The following is an 18,240-nucleotide window of genomic DNA, read 5'->3' as shown; positions in this document are numbered from 1 at the left end:
GCCGAGCCCGAGGCCCTCCGTCGTCACACGCCGGAGGCCCGGCCCCCTCGACGGGTGACCGGGCCTCCGGGACGCGCGCGGCGTCGTCGTCCGGGGCGAGCCCCGGGGGGACGGATCAGCGCGCGTAGTACTCGACCACGAGCTGCTCCTCGCAGGTCACGGGGACCTCGGAGCGCTTCGGGCGACGGGTGAGGGTGGCGCGGAGCTTCTCCATCTCCACGGTCAGGTAGCCCGGGGTGGCGGGCAGGACCTGCTGGTGGGCGCCGGCGGCGGCGAGCTGGAACGGCACCATCTTCTCGGAGCGCTCGTGCACGTGGATCATCTGGCCCTCCTTCACGCGGAACGAGGGGATGTCCACGCGCTTGCCGTCCACCATGATGTGGCGGTGCACGACGAGCTGGCGGGCCTGCTGGATGGTGCGGGCGAAGCCGGCGCGCAGCACGAGGGCGTCCAGGCGCATCTCGAGGAACTCGACCAGGTTCTCACCGGTCAGGCCGGCGGTGCGCTTGGCCTCCTCGAAGTAGCGGCGCATCTGCGCCTCGCGGATGTTGTACTGGGCGCGCAGACGCTGCTTCTCCTTCAGGCGCACCGCGTAGTCGGAGTCCTGCTTGCGGCGGGCGCGGCCGTGCTGACCGGGGCCGTACGGACGGCGCTCCATGTACTTCTCGGCCTTGGGGGTCAGGGCGATGCCCAGAGCACGGGAGTGGCGCACCGTGCGGCGCGTGCGGAGGTTGCCGGACATGGCGATCTCGCTTCCTATTCGACGTGCGGCACTGTTCGGGTTTGTCTCCGCCGCCGGTCGAGCGCCGCGCACGGGGCACGGCTCAGGGCGTCGGAACCTGGCCTCCGCGGTTCCTCGGAGAGCTGAGGGGCGTGCCGCCGCCCGTCATCCACTGATGCGCTGCGCTCCCCGCCCTCGCCGGGCACGCGTGTGCCCGCGCAGGAGACCTGCGGGTGAGGCGGGGGGATCCGTCCGGTGGCGCAGCGCCTGCCAGACAGCGGGCAAGTCTAGCAGACGCCGACGGCCCCCGTGGTCAGTCGGCCGGTCACCTGCTCCACCGAGCGCAGCCCCGTGCCCACGATCCGCACGTGCTCCACCGGGAACCCGGCGTCGGAGAGCCGGTCCACCGTCGACTGGGCATGCGCGTAGTCGGGAACGGTGGACAGGACGGCGTAGGGGGCGGCGGACGCGGACATTCCGCTCAGTCCCCCCGGATGATCCGGCGCAGCGCCTCCACCTGTGGGCCCAGCTGCCGCTCGTGGCCGATCGGCTTGGGCCGGTAGTAGTCGCGGCCCACCAGCGGGTCCGGGGCGTACTGCTGTCGCGCGACGGCGTGCGGCTCGTCGTGGCTGTAGACGTACCCCTGGCCGTGGCCGAGGGCCTTCGCCCCCGGGTAGTGCGAGTCCCGCAGATGAGCGGGGACCACACCCGTTCCCCCGGCCCGCACGTCGGCGATCGCCTCGTTGACCGCGGTGTAGGACGCGTTGGACTTGGGCGCGGTGGCCAGGTGCGTCACGGCCTGGCCGAGCACGATCCGCCCCTCCGGCATGCCGATCAGCTGCACCGCCTGCGCGGCGGCCACCGCGGTCTGCAGGGCGGTGGGGTCCGCCATGCCCACGTCCTCGGATGCCGAGATGATCAGCCGCCGGGCGATGAACCGCGGGTCCTCCCCCGCCTCCAGCATGCGGGCGAGCCAGTGCATCGCCGCGTCCACGTCGGAGCCGCGGATCGACTTGATGAACGCGCTGATCACGTCGTAGTGCTGGTCCCCGTCCTTGTCGTACCGCTGGACCTGCGCGTCCATCGCCTGGGCGGCGTCCTCCTCCGTCACCTCCACGGGCGCGCTCCCCGGGCCCGTCGTCTCGCCCCGGGCCTCGGCGTGGTCCAGGGCGACGCCGGCAGCCGCCTCCAGGACGGTGAGCGCCCGGCGCGCGTCGCCGCCCGCCATGCGCACCACGTAGTCGCGCGCGTTCGGGGTGGGCTCGACGGTGCCGTTCAGGCCCCGCTCGTCGGCGACGGCGCGGTCGACGAGGGCGGCGAGGTCGGTGTCGTCGAGGGGTCGCAGCGTGAGGAGCAGCGATCGGGAGAGCAGCGGCGCGATCACGGAGAAGGACGGGTTCTCCGTGGTGGCCGCCACCAGCACCACCCAGCGGTTCTCCACGCCGGGCAGGAGCGCATCCTGCTGGGCCTTGGAGAAGCGGTGGATCTCGTCCAGGAACAGCACCGTGGTCCGGTCGTACATCTCTCGTTCGCGCCGCGCCTGCTCCATCACCTGGCGGACGTCCTTGACGCCCGCCGTGATGGCGGACAGCTCGGTGAACGTGCGCCCCGGCGCGCGGGCGATCACGTGCGCGAGGGTGGTCTTGCCGATCCCGGGCGGGCCGTAGAGGATCACCGAGCTCGGCCCGGCGGCCTGGGCGGAGGCGGCGGGCTCGGCCAGCTTGCGCAGCGGGGAGCCCGGCTGCTTCAGGTGGGCCTGGCCCAGCACCTCGTCCAGGCTGCGCGGGCGCATGCGGACCGCCAGCGGGGCCGACGCGCGGGCCCGCCCGGACGCGGTGACCGGGGCGTCGTCGTCGGGGTCGGCGTGCGCTGCGCTGAAGAGGTCGTCCATGGCGGATCCAGCCTAGGCCCGGCGTGCGAGCATGTCCCCATGAGCCGTGCCGCGCCCCGCACCGACCACACCCACGTGCTGCTGCTGCGCGGGATCAACGTGGGCCGGTCGAACCGGGTGTCCAACGCTCGCCTGGCGGCCTGGGCGGAGGCGGCCAGGGCACGGGACGTGACCACCCACCTGGCCAGCGGCAACGTGCTGTTCCGCCTCCCGGACGCCGACGACGACGCCGGTCCCGCCTTCCTGCGGGCCTTCCGGGATGCCGCCCTCGCCGACGACGGCCCGGACGTGCCGCTGATCCTCACGACGCCCGCCGAGCTCCGGGGCGCGCTCGCGATGCACGACCGGCTCCCGTGGTCTGGCGGCGAGGCGAAGCTCACCCAGCTCACGGTGCTGGCCGAGTCGCCTCGGGACGGGGCCGCGGAGGCCCTGGCCGGCCTCGACCACGGGTCGGGCCGCGCCGCGGGCCCGGACCGCTCCGCGCTGGAGGGCCGGTTCCTGTGGATCCGGAGCCCCGGGCGGATCTCGGACTCCCCGCTGACGCCCGCCCGGCTGGAGAAGGCCCTCGGGGTGACCGGCACGGCCCGCAACCTGGCCACCGTGCGCGTGCTCGCCGGCATGGCCTGAGGACGCAGGGGCAGCGCCGGACGCTGGTGCGGCCACCTCGCGCTGACCTGCAGGACACCGGGGACTGGCCCGGACGTCACCGGGGGTTCACCCGACTCGGCTGGACTGGTCGGCACCGTCGTCCCCTCGCACAGGAGCACCTGCATGTCCCGCATCGTCCGTCTCACCCGCCTGGGCGCCGCCGCCGGCGCCCTCGCACTCTCCGCCGCCGTCGTCGCCCCGTCCGCCGTCTCCGCCCCCGTGACCGCCACGGCCGCCGCCGCGAACCCGTCCGGCAAGACCGTCGAGCTCTCCCTCGCCGGCACCCACGAGACCGGCGTGTTCGGCGAGTCCGCCGCCGAGATCCCCGCCTTCGACGCCGCCACCGGCCGCCTCTTCGTCGTGAACGCCGAGAAGGGCGCCGTGGACGTGCTGCGCGTCGGCGCCGACGGCGCCCCGGCCGCCGAGACCGTCCTCTCCGCCGAGGGCCTGCGCACCGCCGACGGCTCCGTCACCGACGGGGGCGCCACCGTGAACTCCGTCGCCGTGTCCGGCGGCGTGCTCGCCGTGGCCGTCGAGGCCGCCGACAAGACCGGCCTCGGCTGGGTCGCCTTCTTCGACACGACGACCCTCTCCTACCTGGGCGGCGTGCGCGTGGGCGCCCTGCCGGACTCGATCGCCTTCTCCCCCGACGGCGCCTACGCCGTGGTGGCCAACGAGGGCGAGCCGGCCGACGACTTCTCCGCCGATCCGGAGGGCACCATCTCGGTCATCTCCGTGCCGAAGAACGTCCGCCAGTTCGCGCGCCTGACCCAGGCCGCCGTGCGCACCGTCGACTTCCGCGCCTACGACGCCGGCACCGCGCTGCCCGAAGGCGTCCGCGTCTTCGGCCCGGACGTGCAGGTTCCCGAGGGCCAGGAGCCGGCCGGGCGCATCGCCCGCAACCTCGAGCCCGAGTACGTCACGATCGACGACACCGGCCGCACCGCCTACGTGTCCGTGCAGGAGGCGAACGCGGTCGTCGCCGTGGACCTGAAGTCCGCGACCCTGAAGGACTTCTGGGCCCTGCAGCTCACCGACTGGTCGAAGGAGGGCGTGCTCGACGCCTCCAACGAGGACAAGGCGATCACCCTCCGGAACCAGCCCGTCCTGGGCGTGCCCATGCCCGACGGCGTGGACACCTACCGGTACCGGGGTCAGGACCTCGTGGTCACCGCCAACGAGGGCGACTCCCGCGAGTGGGGCGACTTCGTGGACGCCGCGCGCGTGAAGGACCTCGAGCTGTGCACGGCCGAGTACCCGGACGCCAAGGCCCTGCAGAAGAAGCCCGCCCTCGGCCGCCTCAACGTCGTCACCGACCTGGGCTACGACGCGGACCGCGACTGCTTCTCCCAGCTGCACGCCTTCGGCGGCCGCTCCTTCTCGATCTACACCGCCGACGGCACCCGCCTGTTCGACTCCGCCGGCATGATCGAGGAGCAGATCGCGCAGCTCATCGCGGACGGCGAGCTGCCCGAGTCCGCGTTCAACGCGAACAACGACGAGACCCCGTCCTTCGACTCGCGCTCCGACGACAAGGGCCCCGAGCCGGAGGCCGTCGTCGTGGGACGGGTCCAGGGCCGCACCTACGCCTTCGTCGGCCTCGAGCGCATCGGCGGCGTCATGGTCTTCGACATCACCGACCCCACGAAGGCCACGTACGTGGACTACGTCAACGAGCGCAACTGGGACGCCGAGGGCGACGACGCAGCCGCCGGCCTGGGAGACATGGGCGCCGAGGGCCTCACCTTCGTCCCGGCGAACGAGTCCCCCTCCGGCACCGCCCTGCTCGTGGTGGCCAACGAGGTCTCCGGCTCCACCACCGTCTACGAGGTCAACCCGGTCCGTCGCTGACCCCGGACTCGACGACGCCCCGTCGCCGGCCCCGCGTGGGGCGGCGACGGGGCGTCGGCCGTCCTGAGTGCCTCAGTCGCGGAAGGCCTCCAGGCCGGCCGGGCACGTGGCGTCGTCGCCGACGCGCACGCGGCGGGCGTCGGCGCCGTGGGCCTCCACGCCGCCCACGCGGGCCTGCTTCACCACGCCGTCGATCTCCACGGCGTCGATGCCCTCGCCGCGGGTGCTGACCGTGCCGCCGATGACGAGCTCCTCGACCTCGCCGCCGGGCTTCACCGACACGCCCACGGCCTTCAGCTTCATCTGCGCGCCCTTGACGAGGCTCATGGCGTCCCGCCCTCGGTGGCGATGTCGCGGTCCAGGTGCGGACCTTGCCCCAGTTGTCCAGGACCATGTCGTTCTGCCCGTAGGTGGTGACGGGGCCCTCGTTGCGGACCTCCTCCACCTCGGCGCCGGACAGGACGAACACGCCGCCGGAGATCAGGTGCGGGGTCACCTCGGGGATGCCGCCGTCCGTGTGGATCTCGCCGGCGACGACGCTCTCCGCGGTGAGGCGGCCGCCGTCGGCGAGGCCGTCCTCATCACCGTGGCCGGCCAGGAACAGGCCCGAGCCGCGCACGGGCTCGATGTCCTCGACGGTGGCGTCCGGGCCGAGGCGCACGGCCACCGCGTTGGCCTCCAGGCGGCCACCGCCGGGGGCGCCGCGCAGGCTGCCCCCGGCCGGGACGGACACGCGGGTGATGCCGGCGATGGTGCCGTCGACCACGAGGTGGGCGACGCCGTCGGACACGGCCTCGGTGAGCTCCTCGCGAGTGCTGACGGTGCGGGTCTCGGTGCTGTGCTGATCGGTCATCGGTGCGGCTCCTTCCGCGGGCGGCCCACGCCCGCCGTCGTCGTCGGGCTCCCACGGCCCGGCCTCGGCCTGGAGGCCACCCCCACCCCCGGCGCGGGTGAATGTCCGCCGACTGGGAGATTCCTGGCCGCCGCGTGGCGGGCCGCCCGGCATGATGGGGGCATGAGAGCAGTGCTGCAGCGTGCCCGGTCCGCGTCCGTCACGGTCGACGGGGAGGTGGTGGGCGCCTTCGACGGCGAGGGCCTGGTGATCCTCCTGGGAGTCTCGACCGAGGACACCGAGGCGGAGGCCGTCCAGCTGGCCGCCAAGGTGGCTGGGCTGCGGATCCTCGACGGCGAGCGGTCTCTCGTCGAAGCCAGCGCCCCGGCCCTCGTGATCAGCCAGTTCACCCTCTACGGGGATGTGCGAAAGGGGCGGCGTCCGTCCTGGTCTGCGGCCGCGCGCGGCGATCAGGCCGAGCCCCTGTATGAGTGCTTCGCCGGCGAGCTGGGGACGGCGGGGGTGCGCGTGGAGCGCGGCGTGTTCGGCGCGGACATGGACGTGGCCCTCACCAACGCCGGGCCATTCACCCTGGTCGTGGACACCGCGGACCTGGCCGGCCCGCGCCGCGGCTGAGCCGGGCCGGACCCGTGTGCGTCGCCGACCCGGCTCAGGGGGTCAGCGCAGCTGCGCCTCGTCGGCCGCGGTCTTCTCGTCGTTGGCCTTCGCCTGGGCCTCGGCGCCCTCGGACGCCGCGCCCTCGGCCTTCTTGGCCTCCGGCTTCGCGTCGACGCCGGCCTCCTTGCGCTGCTGCGGCGTGATCGGGGCCGGGGCGGCGGTCAGCGGGTCATAGCCGCCGCCGGTCTTCGGGAACGCGATGACCTCGCGGATGGACTCGGTGCCGGCCAGCAGCGCCACCACGCGGTCCCAGCCGAAGGCGATGCCGCCGTGCGGCGGGGCGCCGTACTTGAAGCCCTCGAGCAGGAAGCCGAACTTCTCGTTCGCGTCCTCCTCGGACAGGCCCATCACGGAGAACACGCGCTTCTGGACGTCCTGGCGATGGATGCGGATGGAGCCGCCGCCGATCTCGTTGCCGTTGCACACGATGTCGTAGGCGTAGGCCAGGGCCGAGCCCGGATCGGTGTCGAAGGTGTCCACGAACTCGGGCTTGGGCGAGGTGAACGCGTGGTGCACGGCGGTCCACTGGCCGGCGCCCACGGCGACGTCGCCGGAGGCCACGGCGTCCGCGGCCGGCTCGAACAGGGGCGCGTCCACGACCCACACGAACGCCCAGTCCGCGTCCTTGGCCTCGACGCCGTCGCCGGCGTCGGTGAACAGCTCGCAGCGGCGGCCGATCTCCACGCGGGCGGCGCCGAGCAGCGCGCGGGACTCCTTGGCCTTGCCGGCGGCGAAGAACACGCAGTCGCCCGGGTTCGCGCCGACGGCGGCGGCCAGGCCGGCCTTCTCCTCGTCGGTGATGTTCTTGGAGACCGGGCCGGTGAGCGTGCCGTCCTCCTGGATGAGGACGTAGGCGAGACCCTTGGCGCCGCGCTGCTTGGCCCACTCCTGCCAGGCGTCCAGGGTGCGACGCGGCTGGGACGCGCCGCCCGGCATGACGACGGCGCCGACGTACTCGTTCTGGAACACGCGGAACGGGGTGTCCTTGAAGTACTCGGTGAGGTCCGTCAGCTCGAGGCCGAAGCGCAGGTCCGGCTTGTCCGAGCCGTACTTCTCCATGGCCTCGGCGTAGGTCATGCGGCGGATCGGGGTCTGCACCTCGACACCCACCAGGCCCCAGAGGGCCTTCACGATCTGCTCGCCGAGGGCGATGACGTCGTCCTGCTCCACGAAGGACGCCTCGATGTCCAGCTGGGTGAACTCGGGCTGGCGGTCGGCGCGGAAGTCCTCGTCGCGGTAGCAGCGGGCGATCTGGTAGTACTTCTCCAGCCCGCCGACCTGCAGCAGCTGCTTGAACAGCTGCGGGGACTGCGGCAGGGCGTACCAGGAACCCGGCGCCAGGCGGGCCGGCACCAGGAAGTCGCGCGCGCCCTCCGGGGTGGAGCGGGTCAGGGTGGGGGTCTCGACCTCGACGAAGCCCTGCTCGTTCAGCAGCTCGCGGGCCACGCGGTTGGCCTCGGAGCGCAGGCGCATGATGCGGGCCGGCTGCGGGCGGCGCAGGTCCAGGTAGCGGTGGCGCAGGCGCGCCTCCTCGCCGACCTCCACGTGCTCGTCGATCTGGAACGGCAGGGCGGCGGCGGTGTTGAGGACCACGACGTCGTCCGCGATCAGCTCGACCTCGCCGGTGGGCAGGTTCGGGTTCTCGTTGCCCTCGGGGCGGCGCTCGACCGTGCCGGTGACCTGGAGGACCCACTCGTTGCGCAGCGGGTCGAAGTCGGCCTCGTCGCGGACGACCACCTGAGCGCGGCCGGAGGCGTCGCGCAGGTCCACGAACGCCACGCCGCCGTGGTCGCGGCGCTTGGCCACCCACCCGGTCACGGTGACGGTCTGGCCGATGAGCGAGGCGTTGAGCTCGCCGAGATGGTGGGTGCGCAGCACGAGGCTTCCTCTCCGTCCGGGTCACGGACGATGTGCGGGGTTCATTTCCTGGTCCGCCGTGTGTGATACCCGTACGGGCGGGGCGGACTCGTCCGCACCAGTCTAGGGCCCCGCGCCGCCCGTCGAGAGGAACCTCCGTGACCGCCACTTCCCCCGCCCCGCGCGGCCTGCCCCTGCGCGGCGCCCTCGCCATCGGGGTCGGCTCCATGGTGGGCGCGGGCGCGTTCACCTCGCTGGGCCTGGCCGCGCTGCTGACCGGAGGCCACGTCGGCGCCCTCGCGGCGGCTCTGGGGCTGGCCGTCGCCGTGGCCACGTGCAACGCGCTCTCGACGGCCCAGCTGGCCGCCGTCCACCCCGCCTCCGGCGGCACCTACGTCTACGGCCGGCGCCAGATCGGCCCCACGGCCGGGTTCGTGGCCGGCTGGGGCTTCGTCACCGGCAAGACGGCCTCCGTGGCCGCCATGGCGACGACGGCGGGCCTGTACCTCTTCCCGGACTCCCCCCTGGCGGCGCGCCTGGCCGGGGCTGCCGCGGTGGTGATCCTCACCGCGGTGGCGCTGCGCGGGATCACCCGCACGGCACAGGCGACGGTGGCGATCCTCGTTCCCGTGCTCGCGGTGCTGGGGCTGACGATCGTCGCCGGGCTGGCGGGCGGACGCGCCGCGGCGGACACGCCCGTCTCGGCCGCGGACCCGGCGGGCGTCCTCGCGGCCGCCGGTGTGCTGTTCTTCGCGTTCGCCGGGTACGCCCGCGTGGCGACGATGGGCGAGGAGGTGGAGGACCCGCGGCGCACGATCCCCCGGGCGGTGCTGGGCGCGCTGGCGTTCACCGTGGTGCTCTACGCGCTGCTGGCCGCGGCGCTGGTCGCCGCGCTCGGCGGCACGGGGCTCGCGGCGTCGGAGGCTCCGGTGCGGGCGACACTCGAGGCGAGCCTCGGGGCCGGATGGGGCTGGGCCGCCGTCGTCGGTGCGGTGCTCGCCTGCGCGGGGGCCATGCTCAACCTGCTCGCCGGGATCTCCCGGACGGGCATGGCGATGGCCCGCGAGGGCGACCTGCCCCGCCCCCTCGCCCGAGTGGACGAACGCACCGCGGTCCCGTGGGCCGGGCAGGTGACGGTGGCCGTCGCCGTGATCCTGCTGGTGCTCACCACGGATGTGCTCACCGTGGTGGGGTTCAGCTCCTTCGGCGTGCTCGCGTACTACGCCGTGGCCAACCTCTCCGCGCTCACGCTGCGTCCGGAGCAGCGGACGCTGCGCGTGCCGCGGGCCGTGAACGTGCTGGGCCTGGGGCTCTGCCTCGTCATCGCGTTCACGCTGCCGCCCGCGTCCGTCGCGGCGATGGTGGGCGTGTTCCTGATCGGGCTGGGCGGGCGCTGGTTCGTGCGGTCCCGCCGCCCGGACCGGATCGGCTGAGCCGAACGCCTCAGGCGGCCTCGGGGCGACGCCGCTGGCGCAGGGCGATCACGATCGAGGCGATCGCCCCGAGGAACGGGACGAGCACGGCGACCGCCAGCCACAGCAGGCGCCGGTACGCGTCCATCCGGGTGACGGCCAGCAGGAGCACGGCTGTCACGACCAGGACGGTGCACACCGCACCCACGGCGCCGGCGAGCAGCTCCGCACCGGCGGGGACCAGGGGGTTCGCGCCGTCGTCGGCAAGCAGGATGAGCGGAGCCTGGGTCATGGCCGCAGTCTGTCCCGACGGCGACTCCGGGTCAACGGCGACTCCGGGTCACCCCCGGGACAGCAGCAGGGTCGCGAGGGACGCGACCAGCATCGAGTTGAATCCGAAGGCGACCATGACGTGCGAGCGCATGGCCCGGCGGGTGCGGCGACCGGTCAGCGTAACGTCCCCCGTGCCGAACAGGGCCGACACGAACGCGGAGAGCGTCAGGTAGTCCTCGAACACCGGCGGCTCCTCCCCCGTGAACTCGATGCCTCCGTGCTGGGCGGCCATCCGCGCGTACGCCAGGGCCTGGCTGACCCACAGGACCGCCCAGGAGGAGACGACGACGAGCGCGCACAGCACCCGGAGCAGCGGCTGCCCCGCCGTCGCCGGGTCCAGCATCACGACCACCACGATCACCAGCGCCACCACGGACACGGAGGTCATCCAGCCCAGGGTGGAGCCGTAGGGCAGGCCCATGCGCACCGCCCAGGAGCCTGGTCGCGGGCCGCGGCTGACCGTGCGCAGGTCGCGCTCCAGGGTGCGGGCGTCCAGCCCGTGGAACCGCCGCAGTGTGAGCCACAGGTACACGACGTACATGACGACCTGCGTGACGCCCAGGGTCCCGTAGAACATGACCCTCCAGTCGGCGGAGGGGAACTCGGCCGCCGCCTCGCGGCCGATCAGCACTCCCGACGCGCCCGCCGCCAGGGCGGGCAGCGTCGCGAGCCACAGGCGGCCGTCGTCGCTGTCCATGACCCGGCGACGCCAGGGACGCCCCGAAGGACGGCGTGTCGGGCGGCCGGCCCCCTCCGCGCCCACGGCCCGCCCTTAGTCCTCTGCGCGGGGCGACTCGGTGACCTGCGGGACGAGGTCCTCCGCCGGCGGGGCCCAGGTGGCCGCGTCAGCCGGGACCTGCTCGCCGGAGCGGATGTCCTTCACCTCGTCCGACGCGCCCTCGGCGCCGAGGAACCAGACGAAGGGGATGCCGCGGCGGTCGGCGTACTTGATCTGCTTGCCGAACTTCTCCGCGGAGACGGCGACCTCGGCGGCGATCCCCCGGCCGCGCAGGCCGGCGGCGACGTCCTGGGCGCGGGACCAGTCGTCGTCGTGCGTGAGGGCCACGTAGACCACGGTGGGCACCGCGCGGGAGGCGACGGCCATCTCCTGGGAGAGCATGCGCATCACCAGGCGGGTCACGCCGATGGACAGGCCCACGCCCGGGAACGCGCGGTTCCCCTTGGTGGCGAGGGCGTCGTAGCGGCCGCCGGAGCAGATCGAGCCGAGCTGTTCGTGGCCCACCAGGACGGTCTCGTAGACCGTGCCCGTGTAGTAGTCGAGGCCGCGCGCGATCGACAGGTCCGCCACGGCGCGGCCCGGGGCGCGCCGGTGCAGGGTCGCGACGACGTCGGCCAGCTCCGCCAGGCCCTCCTCCAGCAGCGGGTCCTCGACGCCGAGGGCGCGCACCTGCTCCACGAAGGCCGTGTCCGGGGTGCGGATCTCCGCCAGCTTCAGGGCCTGGGCGGCCTGCTCGGCGGTGGCGCCGACCTCCTCCTGCAGCAGGCGGGCGACCTCCTCGGCGCCGACCTTCTCCAGCTTGTCGATGCTGCGCAGCACACCGGCCGCGTCCTCCAGGCCGATGCCGCGGTAGAAGCCCTCGGCGAGCTTGCGGTTGTTCACGCGGATCCGGAAGTCGCCGATCGGCAGGGCGCCGAGCGCCTCCGCCATCACCAGGGCCACGTCCGCGTCATAGCGAGGCGAGAGCTCGCCGTCGCCGACGACGTCGATGTCCGCCTGGGTGAACTCGCGGGCGCGACCCTCCTGGGGGCGCTCGCCGCGCCAGACCTTCTGGATCTGGTGGCGGCGGAACGGGAAGGCCAGGTGGCCGGCGTTCTCGGTGACGTACCGGGCGAAGGGCACGGTGAGGTCGAAGTGCAGGGCCAGGCGCTTGGGGTCCGAGGGGTCCTTGGCCTCGCGGACCCCCTCGGCGACCTCCTGGTCCTCGGCGAGGCGGGAGACCGCGTAGACCTCCTTGTCCACCTCGCCCTTGCGCAGCAGCTGGCCCAGGGTCTCCACGGCGCGGGTCTCGATGCCGGCGAACCCGTGCAGCTCGAAGGTCCGCCGCAGGGTGTCCAGCACGTGCTGCTCCACGATGCGCTCGGCGGGGAGCCACTCGTGGAAGCCGGACAGCGACTGCTTGCGGGACATGGGTCTCCTTCGGGGAGGGGCGGGCGGGGCCGGCGCGGGGAGCACGTCGGCCGGCCGGGCACGACGTCGCGGACCCGGCGCTGGTGCGATTCTAGGGGCGCGGCCGCGCCCCGGCCGGTACTCTGGGGGCGTTCGTGTCCATCCCCACCGCCGCGCACCCCGGCGCGGCGGCACAGTCAGGGAGAGTTCCAGCGGTGACCCACCAGCCTCAGTCCGACGACCAGCAGACCCCCGACGCCGAGCAGGCGACGCCGGCTGCCGCCCCCCAGCAGACCTCCCCCGCGCAGGACGCGCCGGAGCAGGTCGTGCAGGACCAGACCCCGGCCGCCCAGGCCGACCTCGCCGACGCCCTCGGCTCCATCGAGTCCGTGGAGGCCCCGGCCCCCTCCGTGGAGCCGACCCCGCTGGGGGAGGCCGCCGCGTTCGCCCGCGTCTCCGAGGACGGCCACGTGACCCTGCTGGACGGCGCGGACGAGGTGGCCGTGGGCCAGGTCCCGGACGCCACCGAGCAGGACGCCCTGGCGTACTTCGTCCGCAAGTACGACGACGTGCGCGCCCAGATGGCCCTGTTCGAGCAGCGCATCGCCGCCGGCGCCCCGTCCTCCGAGCTCGGCAAGGCGCTCGGGCAGATGACCGCCGCCGTCACCGAGCGCCACATGGTCGGCGACATGCCCGCCCTGCGCACCCGCCTCGCCGCCCTCGAGACCCTCCTGGGCGACTACCGCGCCGCGGAGGCGGAGCGCCGTCAGGCCGCCCAGGCAGAGCAGCTGGCCACCCGCGAGGCCATCGTCACCGAGGCCGAGAAGTTCGCCGCGACCCCCGCCGAGCGCATGCCGTGGAAGCAGGCCTCGGCCCGCATGACCGAGCTCTTCGACGAGTGGAAGACCGCCCAGAAGGCCGGCCCCCGCCTCTCCAAGTCGGTGGAGGACGGGCTGTGGAAGCGCTTCCGCGGCGCCCGCACCCAGTTCGACAAGACCCGCCGCGCCCACTTCTCCCAGCTCGACGCCAGGTCGGCGGAGGCCAAGCAGGTCAAGGAGCGCCTCATCGCCCGCGCCGAGGAGCTCTCCTCCTCCACCGACTGGGGCGTCACCGCGGGCAAGTACCGCGACCTCATGGACGAGTGGAAGCGCGCCCCCCGCGCCTCCCGCAAGGAGGACGACGCCCTTTGGGCCCGCTTCCGCGCCGCCCAGGACGTCTTCTTCGCCGCCCGCAAGGCGGAGAACGCCGCCGTGGACCGCGAGTTCGGGGAGAACCTCAAGGTCAAGGAGCAGATCCTGGCGGACGGCCAGAAGCTCCTGCCGTTCACCGACCTCAAGGCCGGCCGGAAGGCGCTCAACGAGCTGCGCGGCCGCTGGGAGGACGCCGGCAAGGTCCCGCGCGGGGACATCCGCCGCATGGAGGACGGCTTCCGCAAGCTCGAGGACGCCCTCAAGCAGGCCGAGAACGAGCACTGGCGCCGCACCGACCCCGAGACCAAGGCGCGCACGAACTCCGCACTGACCCAGCTCGAGGAGACCATCGCCGGGCTCGAGGCCGACCTGGCCGAGGCCCAGGCGGCCGGCGACCAGAAGAGGATCGCCACGGCTCAGGAGGCCCTGGACGCCCGCCTCCAGTGGAAGCAGGCCCTGGAGGCCTCCGCCTCCGAGCTGCGCTGACCCCCGCCGCCCGCGCGGCACGACGACGGCCCCCGGCCCCGCCTGTCCACAGGCGGGACCGGGGGTCGCTCCGTCTCTGCCAGGCTGTAGCGCATGCATCAGGGGCACGGGAGCCGCGGCGGGGCGGCGTGGGAGCTGGCGGGCATGACGTTCACGGAGCCGGAGCTGCGCCTGCTCGCGGCCCGAGGGACGCTGGAGGCGGTGCTGCCGGGCGTGTACCGACCCGTGGACGTGCCCTCCGAACCGGCAGGCCGGGCCGCGGCCCTGGGCCTGCTGGGCGGTCCGGTCCTCGCCTCCGGATGGACCGCCGTCGGCCCATCGGCGGCCTGGGTGCACGTGGGCGGTCCCGCGCCGCATCGGCTCCACGCGGCCGTGCCCCACTTCCACCGGCTCCCCGCCGGCGGGGCGGCACCGGCCTGGCGGCTGGTGCAGTCCGACGTCGCGGCGGGTCCAACGGGGGCGGCCCCGGCGGAGGAGGACGTGCAGGTCCTGGAGGGCGTCCGGGTGACGGTGCCCGCCCGGACCGTGGAGGACCTCCTGCTCACGGGCGACCCGGACGACGCCCGGCGCGCCGCCCGGGTGATCGCCGCCCACGGAGCGGAGGGGCTCCGGGACCGGCTGGACCGCCCCTCCCGCCGGCCCGGCTCCGTCGGAGCACGCCGCCGGCTGCGGATGCTGCTGGACGCGCTCGGCGCGGACGGCTGACAGCGACGCCGGGCGGGCGGAGCGGATCCGGTCAGCTCAGGTGCGGCGCACGTCGAAGACGCCGTCGATGCGGCGCACCGCGTTGACCACGTGCTCGAGGAACTTGGGGTCGCCCATCTCGAAGACGAAGCGGCTCATGGCCACCCGGTCCCGCGTGGTGTTCACGGAGGCGGAGAGGATGTTCACGTGGTTCTCCGAGAGCACCCGGGTGACGTCCGAGAGCAGCGAGGTGCGGTCGAGCGCCTGCACCTGGATCTCCACCAGGTACACGGCGTCCCGGGAGGGTGCCCAGGCCACGTCCACGCGGCGCTCCGGCTCGTTCTCGAGCATCGTCGCGAGATTGCGGCAGTCCCCGCGGTGGACGGACACCCCGGAGCCGCGGGTGACGAACCCGACGACCTCGTCCGGGGGCACGGGGTTGCAGCACCGCGCGAGCTTGGCCAGAACCCCGCCGTCGCCGTTCACGAGGACGCCGGCCTCGTTCGTCGAGCGCGTGGGGGCACGCCGGGCCTTCTCCGGGACGAGCCCCGCGAGGTCCACCTCGCCGACGCGCAGCTCCGCGTCCGGGGCGGTGGGGGCGGGCGGCGGCGCCAGGCGGGCCTCGAGCCGCTCCGTGACGGCCTGCGGCGAGACGTGTCCGTCCGCCATGGCCGCGAACAGCGTGTCCGGATCGTGATAGCCGAGCTCCCCGGCGACGACGCCCAGGTCTTCGCCGCCGAGGACGCGCTGCACCGACAGGCCGGCCTTGCGCAGCTGGCGGGTGAACGCCTCGCGGCCGCGCTCGATCTGCTCGTCCCGGCGGCGGGTGGCGAAGTGGTGGCGGATCTTCGACTTGGCGCGTGGCGAGACCACGAAGTTCAGCCAGTCGCGGCTCGGCCCGGCGTCCTCCGCCTTGGACGTGAAGACCTCCACGGTGTCCCCGTGCCGCAGCACGGTGGACAGCGGCACGAGCCGGCCGTTCACGCGGGCGCCCACGGTGCGGTGGCCGACGTCGGTGTGGATGGCGTAGGCGAAGTCCACCGGCGTGGACTCGGCGGGCAGGGAGCGGATCTCCCCCTTGGGCGTGAACACGTAGACCTCGTCCGCACCGATCTGCGTGCGCAGGGCGGCGAGGAACTCGTCGGGGTCGCGGGTGTCCTCCTGCCAGTCCATGACCGAGCGCAGCCACCCCGGCGTCTGCTGGGAGCGCCCCGCCTCCAGCTCGCCGCGGGCGCCGGCCTTGTACCGCCAGTGGGCGGCGACGCCGTACTCCGCCTGCCGGTGCATCTCCCAGGTGCGGATCTGGATCTCCACCGGCTTGCCCTCCGGCCCCATGACCGTGGTGTGCAGGGACCGGTACATGTTCAGCTTGGGGACGGCGATGTAGTCCTTGAACCGGCCGGGGACGGGGTTCCAGCGGGCGTGGACCACGCCGAGCACCGCGTAGCAGTCCTGCACCGAGTCCACGAGGACGCGGATGCCCGTGAGGTCGTAGATCTGCGCGAAGTCCTTCTTCTGCGTGACCATCTTCTGGTACACGGAGTAGTAGTGCTTCGGGCGGCCCGTGACCGTGGCCCGCACGCGCTGCTCCCGCAGCTGCTCCTCCAGCACGCCGCGCAGCGCCGCCAGCTGCTTCTCCCGCTCGGGGTTGCGCTCCCCCACCAGGCGGACGATCTCCGCGTAGACCTTGGGCTGCAGGGCCGCGAAGGAGAGGTCCTCGAGCTCCCACTTCACCGTGTTCATGCCGAGCCGATGCGCCAGGGGCGCATAGATGTCCAGGGTCTCGCGGGCCTTCTTCGCGCTGGACTCCGGGGAGACGTAGCGCCACGTGCGGGCGTTGTGGAGCCGGTCGGCGAGCTTGATCAGCAGGACGTTCACGTCCTGGGCCATGGCGATGACCATCTTGCGGACCGTCTCCGCCTGCGCCGCCGCCCCGTAGGTGACCTTGTCCAGCTTGGTGACGCCGTCTACCAGCAGCGCCACCTGGGGGCCGAAGTCAGCGGTGAGCTGCTCCAGCGAGTAGTCGGTGTCCTCCACGGTGTCGTGCAGGAGGGCCGCCAGCAGCGTCGGCCCGGTGACGCCGAGCTCGGCCAGGATGGTGGCCACGGCCACCGGGTGCGTGATGTACGGGTCGCCGGAACGGCGCATCTGGCCGCGATGGGCGCGCTCGGCCACCTCGAAGGCCCGGACGATGTCCTCCTGCTCGGCGTGCGTGGCGCTCTGGCGCACCGTGCGCATCAGCGGCTCCAGCAGCGGCGAGTACTCGGTGGCGCGCCGTCCGGTCAGGCGGGCGATCCGCCCGCGGCGGGGCGGGGCGGCGGGGCGGCGGTCCTGCTCGGTCACGGTGCCTCCTTCTGGCCGCTGCCGGCCCGGGGATGATGGGGCAGTCTAGCCCGCGGTGGCCCCGCACGGACGACGTGCGGGGCCGCGTGGCGGGCGGGGGCTCGCCCGCCCTCAGAGGACGGCGCCCCGCGCGTCGGCGAGGTCCTCCTCCTGCTCCCGCTCGCCGTGGTCGGCACCCACCCGCGCGTCGTGCGCGACGACGTCCGCGTCCCTGCGGCGGAGCAGCGCGTAGAGCGGGGCCTGGATGAACAGGGTGGAGAGGGTGCCGACGATGATGCCCACGAAGATCGCCAGGGAGATGTCCCGCAGCGTGCCCGCACCGAGCAGGCCGGCCCCGATGAACAGGATCGAGCCCACGGGCAGCAGGCCGACGATCGACGTCGTGATCGACCGCACCAGGGTCTGGTTCACGGCCAGGTTGACGCTGCCGTCGAAGGTGCGGTCCGGGTCCTCCTCGACGCCGCGCGTGTTCTCGCGGATCTTGTCGAAGACGACCACGGTGTCGTAGAGCGCGTAGGAGAGGATCGTCAGGAAGCCGATGATCGCCGACGGCGTGATCTCGAAGCCGGTGGCTCCGTAGATGCCGGCGGTCAGCGCCACCACGTAGAGCATCCCGACGACGGCGGCCAGGGACATCTTCCAGGTGCGGAAGTACAGCGCCATGAACAGCGTCACGAGCACCACGAAGATCACGAGGCCGATGACCGCCTGTTGCGACACCGCCTGCCCCCAGGTCGGGCCGACGAACGTGGAGGTCACGTGGTCGCCGGTCACGCCGTAGGCCTCCTGGAGGTTCTGGGCGACCTGGCGGGTCTGTGCGTCGTCCAGCTGCTCGGTCTGCACGCGCATGGTGCCCGGGGCCACCTGGGTGACGGTGGGCTCGGCGCCGGCGACGACGTCGGTCACCGCGGCCCGGCCCGGATCCAGCTCGGAGGACGCGGCGTCGGAGACGGTGAACTCCGAGCCGCCCCTGAAGTCGATGCCCAGGTTGAAGCCGCCGCGCAGCGCGGTCAGCCCGAACGCCACGGCCAGCAGGGCGGCGGCGATCAGGAACCACGTCCTCCACTTGCGGACGAACGGGTAGGAGATGCGGCCGGAGTAGAGGGCGTTGCCCCAGTCGGCGAAGCGGTTCACAGCGCGTCCTCCTCGGTGTCGGCGGCCGGGCGGAGCCGGCGGGGGTCTGGGC

16 protein-coding genes are annotated in these 18,240 nt (G+C 73.7%); 6 read left to right on the top strand and 10 right to left on the bottom strand.

Annotated elements, in window-relative coordinates; genetic code table 11:
* Window positions 1-115: 115 nt before the first annotated feature.
* From rpsD to MHY29_RS03875, 3 genes are all read right to left on the bottom strand, one after another.
* Window positions 116-742: a 30S ribosomal protein S4 gene (gene rpsD / locus MHY29_RS03885; RefSeq protein ID WP_239238301.1), complete on the bottom strand. Its 627-nt coding sequence runs from the start codon at window positions 740-742 to the stop codon at window positions 116-118.
* A 266-nt stretch (window positions 743-1,008) separates the two neighbouring features.
* Window positions 1,009-1,197, bottom strand: coding sequence for a general stress protein (locus MHY29_RS03880; protein ID WP_239238291.1), 189 nt, complete (start codon window positions 1,195-1,197; stop codon window positions 1,009-1,011).
* Window positions 1,198-1,202: 5 nt separating this feature from the next.
* Complete coding sequence (locus MHY29_RS03875; RefSeq protein ID WP_239238285.1) at window positions 1,203-2,612, bottom strand: replication-associated recombination protein A; 1,410 nt, start codon at window positions 2,610-2,612, stop codon at window positions 1,203-1,205.
* A gap of 39 nt (window positions 2,613-2,651) precedes the next feature.
* Here MHY29_RS03875 and MHY29_RS03870 point away from each other — a divergent pair, with 39 nt between their 5' ends.
* On the top strand, window positions 2,652-3,239 hold the full coding sequence (locus MHY29_RS03870) for a DUF1697 domain-containing protein (RefSeq protein ID WP_224354775.1): 588 nt from the start codon (window positions 2,652-2,654) through the stop codon (window positions 3,237-3,239).
* 144 nt (window positions 3,240-3,383) lie between these two features.
* Window positions 3,384-5,111, top strand: coding sequence for a choice-of-anchor I family protein (locus MHY29_RS03865; RefSeq protein WP_224354773.1), 1,728 nt, complete (start codon window positions 3,384-3,386; stop codon window positions 5,109-5,111).
* A 72-nt stretch (window positions 5,112-5,183) separates the two neighbouring features.
* Here MHY29_RS03865 and MHY29_RS03860 read toward each other — a convergent pair whose 3' ends face one another.
* The gene (locus tag MHY29_RS03860; RefSeq protein ID WP_224354772.1) at window positions 5,184-5,438 is read right to left on the bottom strand and encodes a hypothetical protein; all 255 of its coding nucleotides are present in this window, start codon (window positions 5,436-5,438) and stop codon (window positions 5,184-5,186) included.
* 688 nt (window positions 5,439-6,126) lie between these two features.
* On the opposite strand from MHY29_RS03860, the gene dtd reads away from it, so the two are divergent.
* A complete protein-coding gene (gene dtd, locus MHY29_RS03855) occupies window positions 6,127-6,579 on the top strand; it encodes a D-aminoacyl-tRNA deacylase (protein WP_239238317.1) in 453 nt (150 codons plus the stop codon).
* 42 nt (window positions 6,580-6,621) lie between these two features.
* Here dtd and aspS read toward each other — a convergent pair whose 3' ends face one another.
* On the bottom strand, window positions 6,622-8,499 hold the full coding sequence (gene aspS, locus MHY29_RS03850) for an aspartate--tRNA ligase (RefSeq protein ID WP_239238284.1): 1,878 nt from the start codon (window positions 8,497-8,499) through the stop codon (window positions 6,622-6,624).
* A gap of 137 nt (window positions 8,500-8,636) precedes the next feature.
* On the opposite strand from aspS, the gene MHY29_RS03845 reads away from it, so the two are divergent.
* Window positions 8,637-9,911 carry an APC family permease gene (locus MHY29_RS03845; protein WP_370643440.1) on the top strand — a complete coding sequence of 425 codons (1,275 nt, stop codon included), beginning with the start codon at window positions 8,637-8,639 and terminating at the stop codon, window positions 9,909-9,911.
* A gap of 10 nt (window positions 9,912-9,921) precedes the next feature.
* On the opposite strand, the gene MHY29_RS03840 is transcribed toward MHY29_RS03845, so the two are convergent.
* The 3 genes from MHY29_RS03840 to hisS form a co-directional block, all read right to left on the bottom strand.
* Window positions 9,922-10,182, bottom strand: a complete 261-nt coding sequence (locus MHY29_RS03840) for a PLDc N-terminal domain-containing protein (RefSeq protein WP_224354765.1) — start codon at window positions 10,180-10,182, stop codon at window positions 9,922-9,924.
* 48 nt (window positions 10,183-10,230) lie between these two features.
* Window positions 10,231-10,920 (bottom strand): DUF1345 domain-containing protein, encoded by a 690-nt coding sequence (locus MHY29_RS03835; RefSeq protein ID WP_224354764.1) that lies wholly within the window; start codon window positions 10,918-10,920, stop codon window positions 10,231-10,233.
* A 75-nt stretch (window positions 10,921-10,995) separates the two neighbouring features.
* Window positions 10,996-12,372 (bottom strand): histidine--tRNA ligase, encoded by a 1,377-nt coding sequence (gene hisS, locus MHY29_RS03830; RefSeq protein WP_224354763.1) that lies wholly within the window; start codon window positions 12,370-12,372, stop codon window positions 10,996-10,998.
* 194 nt (window positions 12,373-12,566) lie between these two features.
* On the opposite strand from hisS, the gene MHY29_RS03825 reads away from it, so the two are divergent.
* A complete protein-coding gene (locus MHY29_RS03825) occupies window positions 12,567-14,027 on the top strand; it encodes a DUF349 domain-containing protein (protein ID WP_239238283.1) in 1,461 nt (486 codons plus the stop codon).
* A 93-nt stretch (window positions 14,028-14,120) separates the two neighbouring features.
* Window positions 14,121-14,732, top strand: coding sequence for a hypothetical protein (locus tag MHY29_RS03820; RefSeq protein WP_224354760.1), 612 nt, complete (start codon window positions 14,121-14,123; stop codon window positions 14,730-14,732).
* A 36-nt stretch (window positions 14,733-14,768) separates the two neighbouring features.
* Here the strand turns inward: MHY29_RS03820 and MHY29_RS03815 are convergent, their stop codons facing one another.
* Entirely contained in the window at window positions 14,769-17,054 is a 2,286-nt protein-coding gene (locus MHY29_RS03815) for a bifunctional (p)ppGpp synthetase/guanosine-3',5'-bis(diphosphate) 3'-pyrophosphohydrolase (protein ID WP_239238282.1), read from the bottom strand.
* Between the two features lie 111 nt (window positions 17,055-17,165).
* Complete coding sequence (gene secF, locus MHY29_RS03810) at window positions 17,166-18,188, bottom strand: protein translocase subunit SecF (protein WP_239238281.1); 1,023 nt, start codon at window positions 18,186-18,188, stop codon at window positions 17,166-17,168.
* Window positions 18,189-18,240: the final 52 nt, after the last annotated feature.

Origin of the sequence: Micrococcus sp. ACRRV (assembly GCF_022346985.1) — a bacterium.
Taxonomy (GTDB): Bacteria; Actinomycetota; Actinomycetes; order Actinomycetales; family Micrococcaceae; genus Micrococcus; species Micrococcus porci.
Note: the sequence above shows the minus strand (reverse complement) of the source record. Positions and strands in the feature narration are given on the sequence as shown.

What these genes read in the sequence shown, in the direction of transcription:
- rpsD (WP_239238301.1), bottom strand. Translation starts at nt 742, where the DNA reads ATGTCCGGCAACCTCCGCACGCGCCGCACGGTGCGCCACTCCCGTGCT.
- MHY29_RS03880 (WP_239238291.1), bottom strand. Translation starts at nt 1,197, where the DNA reads ATGTCCGCGTCCGCCGCCCCCTACGCCGTCCTGTCCACCGTTCCCGAC.
- MHY29_RS03875 (WP_239238285.1), bottom strand. Translation starts at nt 2,612, where the DNA reads ATGGACGACCTCTTCAGCGCAGCGCACGCCGACCCCGACGACGACGCC.
- MHY29_RS03870 (WP_224354775.1), top strand. Translation starts at nt 2,652, where the DNA reads ATGAGCCGTGCCGCGCCCCGCACCGACCACACCCACGTGCTGCTGCTG.
- MHY29_RS03865 (WP_224354773.1), top strand. Translation starts at nt 3,384, where the DNA reads ATGTCCCGCATCGTCCGTCTCACCCGCCTGGGCGCCGCCGCCGGCGCC.
- MHY29_RS03860 (WP_224354772.1), bottom strand. Translation starts at nt 5,438, where the DNA reads ATGAGCCTCGTCAAGGGCGCGCAGATGAAGCTGAAGGCCGTGGGCGTG.
- dtd (WP_239238317.1), top strand. Translation starts at nt 6,127, where the DNA reads ATGAGAGCAGTGCTGCAGCGTGCCCGGTCCGCGTCCGTCACGGTCGAC.
- MHY29_RS03840 (WP_224354765.1), bottom strand. Translation starts at nt 10,182, where the DNA reads ATGACCCAGGCTCCGCTCATCCTGCTTGCCGACGACGGCGCGAACCCC.
- MHY29_RS03835 (WP_224354764.1), bottom strand. Translation starts at nt 10,920, where the DNA reads ATGGACAGCGACGACGGCCGCCTGTGGCTCGCGACGCTGCCCGCCCTG.
- hisS (WP_224354763.1), bottom strand. Translation starts at nt 12,372, where the DNA reads ATGTCCCGCAAGCAGTCGCTGTCCGGCTTCCACGAGTGGCTCCCCGCC.
- MHY29_RS03820 (WP_224354760.1), top strand. Translation starts at nt 14,121, where the DNA reads ATGCATCAGGGGCACGGGAGCCGCGGCGGGGCGGCGTGGGAGCTGGCG.